The following is a 12,411-nucleotide window of genomic DNA, read 5'->3' on the forward strand; positions in this document are numbered from 1 at the left end:
CATATCATCTTCTAATTGCCACGATAATTTATTTCTTACAATTGAAGGGTCAATATGTTCTTGAATAGCTATAACCGCATTCAAAAATTCTTCTACTAGCTTTTTTCCATATTTTTGTTCATATTGATTAATTCTTTCAGCAGTTGCAGTCATGCTTTCGACCATATCTCGTTTTGTATTACTAAATCGTACATTATTTTTAAAGAAATCACTATGAGCGAGTACATGGGCAACGATCAATTTATTTTGTATGAGGCTATTGGTATCAAGTAAAAATGCATAACATGGATTAGAATTAATCACTAATTCATAAATCTTACTTAATCCTAGATCATATTGTAACTTCATCTTATAAAATTTTTTCCCAAAGCTCCAATGAAAATATCTTGTTGGCATTCCGTACGCACCAAACGTGTAAATAATATCGGATGGGCATATTTCATATCTCATTGGAAAATAATCAAGTCCAAATCCTTTGGCAATTTCAGTAATTTCGTCTATTGCATACTCTAATTCACGAAAATTATTTGAGTTCATTATTATTCCCCCTACTATGTGTATTGACAATGTATGAGATTTTTTGACGTTATATACTATGAGATTAAATTAATAATCCTACAAAAAAATTTGTAATTTAATTGAATTTACAGGACAAAACCTCTTTTGTGTCGAATTAATCTAATTTAGAAGGGGGATGGGAAAATGAGTAAAAAGAATCTATTAAAGAACCTTCGACTTGCAACAAGAGGAAACTTCTTTTTAATCACCATTAAAAATTCATTGGAATATGATACAAAAATGATTGAAAAACTGGCTAAGGAACTAGAACTAGATGGATTAATCAAACTAAAAGAGTGCACACAGCTAGAAGATTCACTCTTTTTAAGCGGAATACTTAAATATGCATCCAATTAAATTGGATGCTTTTTCGTCGTTGAACAAATTGAATATTAAATAGATACAAATGATTCAAAAAAAAGACCTCTTTCTTTTTATAAACGTAAAGTCCTTTTTAAAATGTCGATCTAAGTAGTCTTCAGTTATTCGATAAAAATATTGGCCCACATTAAAAGCAGCTCTTCAATTAAAAATTTATTTTCATGGGTACCTTACTGTATAATGAAATTTCTGCTAATTACGGAAGAACTCAATACAATATATTTGGTGTATTATTTCATCATTTGATTAATTATATTTAATGTAAGATTAAATGATAATTTTTTACCCGAACAATAGTTCTTTGGCTTGAATTTCTGTAATCCCTTTAACTAATCCAAGTTCCCTTATAAATATTTTACTTGCGTTACCTAACAACTGTTTTTCACTTGAATTAAGAGATTTTTCTTTATCTATACTCATTAAATCACGAACTACTTCTGCGCATTTTTCAATATTACCTGTTTTCATTTTCTCAGTATTTAGCTTAAATCTTTGTTTGTATGAAAGTGAACGATCAGATTCTCCATTGTGGAAATTTTTTAATATGTTGTCAAGAGTATATGAATCAATGACTCTTCGAATTCTTGAATTATCCATTTTCGAAATTGGAATCATTACTTCCATCTTTTTAATTAGTAATCTTATAACAAAATACTGCAGTATTTCGCCTTGAACTTCTTTCAAAGAAGACGTATTCTATCCTAAATAAAATGAAGAAACAAATATCTATTAAATTTCATCTGAAGAAGACAGATTGGATTAAGTTACTTAACTATTATGATAGATCAAAATATACCTTATCCAACTAACGCATTGCATTAGTTGTTTAAGTTCAAGAGTCGCAGGGATATATAGGTTAAAAATCATTTGAAAGGATATTAATTTAAAATGAAAGGAAATGCACCTTTTTTTATTCTAATGTTCCTAATTGCGATATAGTTTATATTCGTGAGAACTTGACAGGGGTAAGACCACATAGAAGTTCCTTTTTTTATTGCCGATAATCGTGTATATGTAAACTAGATATTCATATACAAAAACAACGATAACGACATGAAAGTTAAAACATATGTTAACAATAACAATGTTGTTAATGTTAAATTTTCTTTCTTGAAAAAAGACTTCGAAGAAAATAGTAAAAAAGGTTTCTATTTCTTTCTAAATGAAATCAGACTTAACTACTGAAATAGTTAAAAATCTAGTACATTAGGAAAAAGTGGAGAAATCTAAACTGATTAATTTAGCAATTATAAAATTATTAGAATTCTTCGGGGTTATTGAAAAAACAATCATCACTTAACAGTTTTATACTCCAAAACTATTAATCTTCAAGTTTATCCATGTTCTCCAAGTTTTTATGCTGTTTATCCTTTCCAACATGTGTATAACTTGAGGTGATTTCACTTGATGTATGTCCTAGTTGCGTTTGTAGACCAATTAAATCTTTATTTGCAGTCCAATGCTTGGTAGCGAACGTATGACGTAATTTATGTGGAGTTAATCGTTTATTTACATTAAATGCTTTCGAATATTTTTCTACTAAATCTTGAATAGAACGTATAGAAAGAGGAGAGTAACTTCCTTTATATCTAGTGAAAAATACATGTTTTTCATCGGTAGCACATCCATAATTTTCTGTTCTTGTATGTAAGTATTCTTTTAATTCATCCATGGCTCTTGGACTTACAGTAACATAAACTTTTCCTGATTGCCCCTTACGATAAACCCCTAACAAATTTTCCTCAAAATTTATATCTTCTAATTGTAAAAATGTTAATTCAGACAAGCGTAAACCACTGCCTAAAAAGAGGGATAGGATCGCTAAATCTCTATTTTTATCTCTTAAGAAAAATCTTAATTGAACAGGGGAGAGGGACTTTTCATATTCAGCAGCAACAAAATCCAAAAATCGTAAATCCTCATTACCTTTATAAATTTTCTGTTCAAATGAATCCGCACGTTTTGCAGGATCTGAACTTACTTTAGTTGTTTCAATTTTGGCAAAAACATTACGATAAAAATAAGGTTCTTTAGTAACGGGATCTTCTGATTTTTGGGTTAAATAATTAAATAAACTCTTTAAAGCACTGATTCTACGATTTACAGTTCTTTTTTCATATTTACCATCTAAGTAACCTTGAAACTCTTCAGCTTCTTCTAATGGTAAATCTGAAAGAACTGAAATTGGGATATCAATAGGAGATATGCTATCTATATTAAGATGTTCTAATACCCAATTATTATCGGCTAAAAACTTAAAAAACAGTTTATAATCATTTGCATAATTAAATAGAGTAGTAGCTGAACGTTTACGGTTCTTCTGAAAATACTTAAACACATACGGTGGAAGGGAAGGGAGCAATACCTTTAGTTGATGTAGATGTTTTTCTTGTTGTAAATTCTTCGTTTTAATTTCAAATTGCTCTATATCCTTAAGTGTTTTCGTTGTATGGCTCATAATATCATTCCTCATTACGTATTTCGACAAAGTTCGCATATAATCCAATTTATACGCAGACTAGTTAACATAACTAAATTATTAAAAAGTATCAGCAATTTTTATAATATGCCGTGTAAATTTTTTAAAATCTCCAAGATGATTCTCAATAATTTTTTCTACGATATCAAGGTTTACACTTTGATAATCATGCACAGCAATATTTCGAAAACCTACCATGGCTTTTAATTTCATAGATAGTTCAGAGTCGAGAAGGGAATTTGCTACTAATAAATCAAACGCATCTCGGCTTGTTTGCGGAATTCCTAACTTTCTAATCGCGACTAAGTGCATAGCTAAATCGATACACGCTTCACAAGCTCTTTGTATGTTTAGAATAATTGAATCTTGTTTAGTATAATCATGAAGATTAGACGAATTGTTATCAAATACTTCATTGATTCTTGAGATACAACGTTCTATTGTGGAAATTTTATTTAATATTACTTGATTATTCATAAATAGAACCTCTTTTTTTAATATGATCTAGTATTTCTTTCCGTTCTTCATTTAATTTTGCATACATTTTTAGTATTTTTATTTCAAAATTTAGTCTCCGTTCATCGTCTGAACAATGTATTACTTTGCCATTGTGTATAATTTCGGCCTGGAATACGGTTGAAGCAATGTTTAAATCAATTAAATCGACGTTATTATTTAAAAGATTTGCAAGTTCTTGTGATAATAAAAATCGTTCATAATTACCTAAACTGATATCACTAAGATATGCTAAATCAAGGTCGCTATCTGATCGCAACCGATCCTGAGCTGCTGAACCAAACAAGATTATGACATACGGATCAATTTTTTTTATTAACACGTTTATTATTTCTTGTAGTTTTTCTTGAGGAATCATCCAGATTTACCTCCTAAAATATGTAAATTATATAAATCATTATACCACATTTCAAATACTTTAAAATACTTCGCATTTAACTTGAATTATATGCGAAGTTCATAATCAGAGTACTTTCTATCATGTATATATATTAAGAAAGCCAACCTTTTTAAGGATGGCTTAATAGTTTTATTAATCTTGTAGGATTACTTCAACAAAGATTTTTACCCATTCATCCGGATTTGAATTATTAATGTCAAGTTTCTTTATCTTTGCAACATAATCTTGACCAGAATTAATCATCTTGAAAATTTCACGAGAATAATACTTTGGAACAAATCCTAAGCACAAATTCATATCAAACATAACTTTAATTGCAAATTCATCGACTTCGTTTTCTAAATGATGAATTAAAGATACTATATCATTTTCACTTAAATTGTTTTTAATTTCTGGAAAATCGTATCTTCTAGCTGCTGCTAAATCAAAAGTAACTTGAAAACTCGTACCAGTTTTAAATTCAATCGCTTGGACAAATTCAAATGTATCAGTGCCTAATCGCCCACGAGTAGCTGCCAATTTCTCCATATCAGTAGAAGTACCATCTAAATTGTACTTCATTAATATTTCAGGATAATTAGGTCGTTTCTGATTAGGTAAACGTTGACGAATTCCTGGGAACAGTCCACCTACACTCTTATACGTTCCTTTTATATCTGGAAAACTTGGATAGTTTTGAAATCCATGCTTAAGTGCTTCATCTAAATCTGGATTTAAATAAGCAAATTCATATGCATCTTCTTCTATAAAATAGTTTAAGGTTCCTACGACAAAGCGCTTTCGTGTATCAGGATCCTTCCATATTAATAAAAGTTTATTAATATCGTTATTCATATTCTCACCTATATTGATTATTATGTTTCTTCTAAGCTTAATAAAATTTATCACAACTGTCTTATGCTTATCTGTTAATAAAGTTTCAGGTAACTGATTAACTATATATTCTATATCACGATCAGTTAAACCTTTAATTTTATGTATTAATTCTTGCATTTTCTGAGGGTATTTGTCTAGTAAATATTTGATTAAAGTGAAATGATTAGCGTTCTTTACAACAGACATTCCAACTTTTGCTTTTCCTTTATAAATGTACCTTAAAAGTTCTGCTTCAGAGTTGTAAAATTTCTCTACATCATCTGGTTCTAAATCTCTACAAAGACAGGCACTATTATCATACATTGAAGAAATTGATCGAGATCCATTCGTTTCATGACGTGTAATCCCCCAGTTATCTTGATGTCTATCTCCATTTGCAACTAAGGCATCAAACATTATTATCGAAAGAAAGTCCTCAACTAAATTGATTCCATTTAAAAATTTTTCAATATCTTCAATTTTATATATAATCTTTCCTTTATCATTATAAGAGTATGGAAGAAAATGACCACTATCATAATGAGAATAACCATTTTCTTTATCTACAAAAAAATAGCTTAAACATCCTAATTTCCCATCTCTAACTGCTAATTCAATCTCAGCATTAGGTAAATTTAGTTTACAAGCTAACTCATAACATATCTTTTCTGCCCAATGCTCACCTCTATCTTCCCTAGGGATTTTGAACATCACCCATCGACCATTCTCTGGATGTTTTATCCACGCTTTATCTCGTTCTCCTATGTACGCTGGAGCTTCATCTCCTAGTAATTCCCAAGAACTTACATCAATAATCGGATAAGCCATTTTATCACCTTCATTGTTATTGATTTTATTATATTTTTTTAATCTTAGTATATACTAAATAAATTTAGTCATCTATTAATATTGTTTTCTTCAACACTTATATAATCAAAAAAGAGAGCAATTAATTAGTGCTCCCTACTTCATTTATTTCCAGTTAATACTTCTTTGTAGTTAATTTAAATTATATGCGAAGTTGTTTTTATTTGATTTAGTATAGTTTTCCAATTTATACGTGGATGGTATCCCTTTGTCAAGGAATGCTAAAAAATTATATTTCTGTTTATAAATAGAATTAAATTGCTCTTTATAATACCACCACCTAAAGAATAATAGATTAGGTGGTAGTATAGGTGTAGTTATTTTATAATTAATCATCTTCTTTTATTTTTATTAATAGTAGAAATCGTCCATTGATCCAGCTACTTCTTGCAAACCTTCTTCATAAACGATCTCTAATCCCTCTGGAATTGTATCAAATCGCAATTCATTGTTTTGATCATAAATCTCAATATCTTCTATTTTATTCTGCTCTGAAAAAAATTGTTTATGATTCATTCTCCACGCATTTAATAACAATTCTCTACCTGCAGCACTATTACTGGTCGCCTGAGTGATATACTCATGGATCTCCTTATCTTCTTTGTTCGAAATAAACAATGTAATCTGAACTCTTGCCGTTTCCTGTTTTTTTCTCCCACGTTTGCCCATTATACTTGCACCAAATCACTAAATTTCTTCATTGCCAAATTGTACATTCCGACGACATTGCTAAAAATTGGCAGTGCAAACTTAATGCCATCAGGTGTCCATATCTGTGGTGTAATGATCTCTGTGTTTGTATAGTGATTTTTAATAAAAGGTGCAATTATTTCAGCTGGACCTCCAACTACTTTTACATTATCATCTTTTTTCCATTTTTTTGAAGTATCACCAATAATACCTCTTGCTATTGCAAACGGGCTCGCTTCACCATACTTACTGGTCAACATTCCATAGTCTGTTGTAAAACTTTCTATATCGATAATTCTCCCTCTAAGAATACTGATTAAATTCACTGTTCCGCTTCCGACATCAATGATTCGAACTAATTCAGTCGTGTAAGGTACTGAATGAAATGCTGCAGCGCCTTCAGCCGCAACAATCACATCTTTAATGACGAACTTCTTCAATTGACCATTCACTTTTATTTCATGCGTTCTGATTAAAGAGCTTTTTATATCCAGTGCTACTTCTTTCGTTAATGAATCATATGGATTTCCCACAGCAAGATACACGTCTTTTTCGTTCGTATTACGGTGTAACGCTAAAAGTATCCTCATTGTTGCTTCAAAATGATTTTTAGAAGCTCCGTACATTCCACTCCCAAACTCAGACTCTATTTTTGCTAATGTTCCACCAAACCCTTTCATCCCTTGGTATTCCCACTCCATGTCATCCGGTCCGTGTTGTTCTTGTTGTGGTCTTTTATGCCAGTCGGCTATTGCTGAACAAAATTTATCTAGTTTACTTCCAATACAAACCTTCACTTCATTATTACCAGCATCAATCGCAATAATTTGATTTAAAGTGTTATTAGGTGTCGTCATTTTAACACTCCTCCTGTGGATCTAACTTATAAATCAATTCTTTCAATACTTTACCCAATCCAGATTGTTGAATATCAATCACAAATGCAGATATTAAGTAGCCTATTAGTTTCTCTACTGTATATTCATGTTCATGTATTGTCTCTAAGTCAGACAATGTAACTTCTAAACGATAAATATCATCATATTTAAACACGATTCTAGTAGTCTGTAAGTTAGAAAAGTAGGAATCTGGTAAACTATGAATCTTTGAAACTTCATTTTCATTAATCCCAGAAATTTCAACTGAATGATCCATATTTAAAATTCTTCGATAGATTTCTTTTTTGTTTGCTGTTGTCGTGATTTCTTCAATAAAATCTTGAACTAGAAATTCGATTAGTTTATTGATAAACAGTATTGCCCCAGTTTTCTGCCTGAAGTCTCTACAGATTGATGTTAAACGAGTAATGTGGACAGATGGTATTTCAATGTTAAGGGGAACACCGAGTAATTTATTCATGCCTCTGAAAAATGATTTTCCTTTTCGGTTACAATGGTCATAATATAATAAATCAGCTTCGCTATAAGACTTTGATAACATTTAAACACCCCTTATATGCAAAATATTATTAAAAATATTGGTAGCTGCCTTTCGTTTGTTCATCATCCACTCTCCGGCATATCTACCTAATGTCTTATTATCTTGTTTGCTTAGTTTCACATGAACCATGTAATCAGTTACTGAGTATCTAAATTGCTGATAATCATACCCTCTTCTAAACATGACATAAAATGCATTTGAGACAAGCTCAGTCATACTGATATCTAATGCACTTGCTTTTTTAAATAAGTAATTGTAAGTTGTTTCTGAAACATAAATTTTTACATCCGTTTTTTTATCAGAACGAGTTTTCTTATTGGATCTTCTTTTCTTATAGTTTTCATGATTGAAAATCGGATTAAGATTCATCCCCTCTCTCCTTCCTACTAATCTTTTAAAAATTTGCTCATATCCTTAGGTCGGTCGGTTTATTTCTCTAAGTGCACCTCTCCCCTACTAAATTCTGAGTAATTTTAAGTAATAGTAAGTAATTGTGAGTAAATATAAGTAATTCTTACTCTTTGCTAAAATGTATTAGCTGTGGGACTTGTCTTATTCAGATTTTTAAACTTTTTATTAAAAAAAGTTCAGAAAGATAAATTTATGCAATAAAAAAACACTTACTTGACCTTAACATCAAGTAAGTGCTGTATAGGTGGTTGCCCTAGTGCTATCCATAACCGAATGAAATTTTCAAGACTAGGTACGCTACCTCCATTTAATAATACAGAAAGCGTACTTTTGGGAATTCCAGAGTGAACCGATATTTCTTTCTGACTTTTCTCTTGTTTTTTTATTATGTTAATGTATTTTGACTCTATTACTAAATCATCCGTTTTAATTAATGGAGACGTCTCAACTGCTGTCCATTGTAGGTACATTTTTAATGCTCCAATTATCACATCATCAATTGTTGCTTCATATTTTTCACCAATTAAATCATTTTTCAAATTATAATATCCTAAATGTTTGTTAAACTCTTTTACCATATCGTCAGGAATATTAATTGTAATCTCCATGAATATTAGACTCCTTTCTTGTGAAGAATGATATTAAAAAGAGGATGATACATAATGAAAGAAAAGGACATAGAAAAACGTATAAGAGAAACAATTGAACAGGGCAGAAAAAAGTAAATATTATAAAATGTACCGAATGAATTGATATACTTTAATATCTATTCACTCAGTACGTTTTTTATTTTACCTTCAGGAGAAACATTCTTATAGTTATCGTTCATTATGTTATTTCGAATGCTTATTTCATTTTCATTTTATTGATTTTATTTTACTTAAAAACAAGCTAATTGCAAAGAACGCGATTGCTCTCCATTTAGTAAAACCATTATTACTTTTTATGTGAATTATATCATTTTATCCCTCTAGTAATCCCTTATTTTCATGCAATAAATCCCAACTAAGATTACATCTGTTGTCAAAAGCAGGTTTTCGAACAAGTATGAAAACATCGGATTAATCAAGTTCTTTTCCAGAATCTCCAGCTTTTAATCCAACGTTTGTTTAATAATGCCTTCACTCTACTTCAGAACCACTTCTTATGCTAATATGAAAAAAATTCGCCTCATTTAGCAGCATTTATAATAGCTCTCGTTTAATTACCATTTGGCTAAGTAACATACAGTCGTATAACTAAGGACTTTTACATACTTAAGGTAATTTACTCATGTTTTCCGTGTGGAACATCTTTTTATACATTTTTTCATGCTCGACAGTCGCATAAGCTCTATATTCCCAATAGATGAGAAGGCATTGTTTGAATCGGTCTGAAATTCCGATTTTATTTGCAGCATACGCTACATCCAACACCTCATGAAGTCCTTCTGAAAATTGCTTACTTACGATAAGATACTTAGCATAAGCATAGCGAAAACGCAGGTACATCTCCTGCTGATACGGATGTTTACTTGCAGCCCAAACTTGGATATTTTGCTGAAATTTTTCCAGCAATCGCTCAACATCCTCTAGTCGATTGCAACTCCACATAAGCCTCCAACATTCGTGGAAAGCCGGCAAACATATTAGCCCTGCCTTCTAACAAACTTAAATACTCATCGACATATTCGTAATGACCAAAATCTAAAAAAGCACAAAATCGATTTCCAATAGCTATTTCCGCGTAAGTTTTACATATCGTGTTCAACTTGTTCTTAACACATCACGTGGATTTTACTTGTAGCTTTACTTGCGGTGTTGAAGTTACATTGTCTGATCTAGAGCTCATACATGAACATGATTATACAGTGGAGAAACTTATAGGTTATCTGGTATTTATCATTAAAACACTGAGCCAGTTTTTTCAATGTTCACTTTAACCATTATGTCAAATTGAACATTTCTATATTCTTTTTCCCAATCAATTTTTTTCCAAATTTCCGGATAATAAATTGATAGTTTTCTTCCAATTCCTAATGAATCGCAATTAGCTTTCAAAAGGGAGTTAATTACAAATTCTAATTGTTTAGCTAGTACGGTAGAAAGTTCATTACTAGCCATCTGACTCATTTTTTCTAATCGATTCATTAAGAGTAATAATAAACTACTCTTTTCTTCTGATAAACTAATTCCGGTATACTTATCACCATTAAATAATTTTACTCCACCAATAATTAATTTATTTTTATTATCAGTAGCGACGTAAGGTGTAGTCATACTAACCATCTTAGAAAAAGTAATGAACTTTTCAATAAATAATAATGATTTTGAAATATTCTTAGAGCTATTTTTGGGTGTTATTTTCATATTATTTGTTTCTAAAGGTTTTGGGAAAAATTTTATAAAAATTGATTTTAGTAGATCATGTAACTTACTTCTTTTTGGTCTGATAACTAAAAAAGACTCCAGACGAATCCGAAGCCATTACATTTTAATTCTAATTAACTTAGAATCCAAATATATTTTTCTTCTAATTCTTCACTTATATAATTTTGATACTGCCAGATTGCTAATAGGCATTTGTAAAACCGTTCGCGATTATCAGATTTTTTAGCTTTTAATGCCACGTTTAATAATTCATCTAATCCATCATTTATTTTGTCTGTTTCACATTTTAATAAGCCAAGCGCATAACTATAATCTAAATATAGTTGCTCTTTGAATAATTCGGTAGAGGTGCTCATTTCAACGATTTGATTATTGTACTTTACAATAAAGTTCACAGCATCTTCTAATCTACCTAATTTCACATAACTTTCTATGATTCTTGGAATACCAACATAAAATTCATCCTGATTACATAACCAATTGAAATATGAATCAACAACATATAAATTTCCAAAATCAATGTGAGCTACATAGCGATTGCCAATAGCAATATTTGCATAATAAGCATCTATTTTTTCATATTTTTCAATTAGATTTAAAATGTCTTCCAATTTACCACCTAATCTTGTTAATGCAAATGCTTGATACATTAATGCACGTCCTACATGGTCCTTATTTTCCGTCATTTTTTCTAATCGTTTCGCATAACGTAAAACTTCATCCCATTGTTTTAACATATAATAAGTTGCCGTAATCCATAAAATAGTTAGTTCTTGAAATTCAGTCGGCATATAGGATAAATACTCAATAATTCGAACTAAAACTAAACTTCCTTCACTCGTTAAACGAGTCATATAAAACTTTCGAAAATAACTAATTGCAACTTCTTCTGTTGCTGAATTGGGCATATGTTCAATAATTAGTTCGTATAAAGGTAATGCTTCTTTTTCATTCCCTTCTAAAAAAAGCTGCTCAGATATATAAAATAAATTTTTAAAATAGTTAGAACGAATTGCATTAGACTTCTCTTCAATCATGACAGATAAGATAAAAGATACCTCAGAATTAAAACCATTTTTGATGCATTCGTAAATAAATGCTTTACTCCTTCTTTTATCTAAACGATTTCTCTCATTAAAACATAATCTCACATAGTCTTTATAAAATGCTCCTTTAGGTAGTTGAAATGCCTTCGTTACGGCATCCAAAGTATATATAGATATTGTTTTTTTATTATTAAATATTCTACTCAAATCGCTATAATGGATTTTTGATTTCATTGCTAGATCTTTAAGAGTCCATTTATTTTTCTTCATCAGCTTGTAAAACTCACAAAGTAAAAAATCATTCATTTTGCACTCCACCACCAAATTGATTAATCTCTTATGTTAATTCCAAAAAGAATACATTTGTGTATGAAAGAAAAACTATCTATGTTTCCAATT

Annotated in this window: 15 protein-coding genes; 1 reads left to right on the forward strand and 14 read right to left on the reverse strand. The window is 30.2% G+C overall.

The annotated features are described in order from the left end of the window. The coding region (locus tag CN601_RS19880; protein WP_142317378.1) for a SpoVR family protein at nt 1–537 on the reverse strand (537 nt) is incomplete at its 3' end. A gap of 165 nt (nt 538–702) precedes the next feature. Between CN601_RS19880 and CN601_RS19885 the strand changes: the two genes are divergently transcribed. Further along, entirely contained in the window at nt 703–915 is a 213-nt protein-coding gene (locus CN601_RS19885; protein WP_098121419.1) for a hypothetical protein, read from the forward strand. A gap of 306 nt (nt 916–1,221) precedes the next feature. On the opposite strand, the gene CN601_RS19890 is transcribed toward CN601_RS19885, so the two are convergent. The 13 genes from CN601_RS19890 to CN601_RS19950 form a co-directional block, all read right to left on the reverse strand. Continuing rightward, complete coding sequence (locus tag CN601_RS19890; RefSeq protein WP_179865618.1) at nt 1,222–1,623, reverse strand: CarD family transcriptional regulator; 402 nt, start codon at nt 1,621–1,623, stop codon at nt 1,222–1,224. 637 nt (nt 1,624–2,260) lie between these two features. Beyond that, nucleotides 2,261–3,397 carry a tyrosine recombinase XerS gene (gene xerS / locus CN601_RS19895; protein WP_179865619.1) on the reverse strand — a complete coding sequence of 379 codons (1,137 nt, stop codon included), beginning with the start codon at nt 3,395–3,397 and terminating at the stop codon, nt 2,261–2,263. 81 nt (nt 3,398–3,478) lie between these two features. Continuing rightward, the gene (gene hepT, locus CN601_RS19900; protein ID WP_098121421.1) at nt 3,479–3,895 is read right to left on the reverse strand and encodes a type VII toxin-antitoxin system HepT family RNase toxin; all 417 of its coding nucleotides are present in this window, start codon (nt 3,893–3,895) and stop codon (nt 3,479–3,481) included. After that, entirely contained in the window at nt 3,888–4,292 is a 405-nt protein-coding gene (mntA, locus tag CN601_RS19905) for a type VII toxin-antitoxin system MntA family adenylyltransferase antitoxin (protein ID WP_098121422.1), read from the reverse strand. Before mntA ends, hepT begins: the two co-directional genes overlap by 8 nt. A gap of 174 nt (nt 4,293–4,466) precedes the next feature. Next, complete coding sequence (locus tag CN601_RS19910; RefSeq protein WP_098121423.1) at nt 4,467–6,017, reverse strand: hypothetical protein; 1,551 nt, start codon at nt 6,015–6,017, stop codon at nt 4,467–4,469. A gap of 390 nt (nt 6,018–6,407) precedes the next feature. Next, nucleotides 6,408–6,725, reverse strand: coding sequence for a hypothetical protein (locus tag CN601_RS19915; RefSeq protein ID WP_098121424.1), 318 nt, complete (start codon nt 6,723–6,725; stop codon nt 6,408–6,410). Beyond that, nucleotides 6,725–7,603 carry a ParM/StbA family protein gene (locus CN601_RS19920; protein ID WP_098121425.1) on the reverse strand — a complete coding sequence of 293 codons (879 nt, stop codon included), beginning with the start codon at nt 7,601–7,603 and terminating at the stop codon, nt 6,725–6,727. The genes CN601_RS19915 and CN601_RS19920 overlap by 1 nt, the downstream gene beginning before the upstream one ends. A 1-nt stretch (nt 7,604) precedes the next feature. Beyond that, entirely contained in the window at nt 7,605–8,186 is a 582-nt protein-coding gene (locus tag CN601_RS19925) for a hypothetical protein (protein WP_098121426.1), read from the reverse strand. Beyond that, nucleotides 8,187–8,555, reverse strand: coding sequence for a hypothetical protein (locus CN601_RS19930; RefSeq protein ID WP_098121427.1), 369 nt, complete (start codon nt 8,553–8,555; stop codon nt 8,187–8,189). Between the two features lie 251 nt (nt 8,556–8,806). After that, the gene (locus tag CN601_RS19935; RefSeq protein WP_098121428.1) at nt 8,807–9,205 is read right to left on the reverse strand and encodes a helix-turn-helix domain-containing protein; all 399 of its coding nucleotides are present in this window, start codon (nt 9,203–9,205) and stop codon (nt 8,807–8,809) included. Nucleotides 9,206–9,853: 648 nt separating this feature from the next. Further along, complete coding sequence (locus CN601_RS19940) at nt 9,854–10,153, reverse strand: hypothetical protein (RefSeq protein WP_142317379.1); 300 nt, start codon at nt 10,151–10,153, stop codon at nt 9,854–9,856. Nucleotides 10,154–10,480: 327 nt separating this feature from the next. After that, the gene (locus CN601_RS19945) at nt 10,481–10,855 is read right to left on the reverse strand and encodes a Ger(x)C family spore germination C-terminal domain-containing protein (RefSeq protein WP_179865620.1); all 375 of its coding nucleotides are present in this window, start codon (nt 10,853–10,855) and stop codon (nt 10,481–10,483) included. 224 nt (nt 10,856–11,079) lie between these two features. Next, a complete protein-coding gene (locus CN601_RS19950; RefSeq protein WP_098172099.1) occupies nt 11,080–12,318 on the reverse strand; it encodes a helix-turn-helix domain-containing protein in 1,239 nt (412 codons plus the stop codon). Nucleotides 12,319–12,411 lie beyond the last annotated feature (93 nt).

This window comes from Bacillus sp. AFS017336 (assembly GCF_002555445.1).
Lineage (GTDB): Bacteria > Bacillota > Bacilli > Bacillales > Bacillaceae_G > Gottfriedia.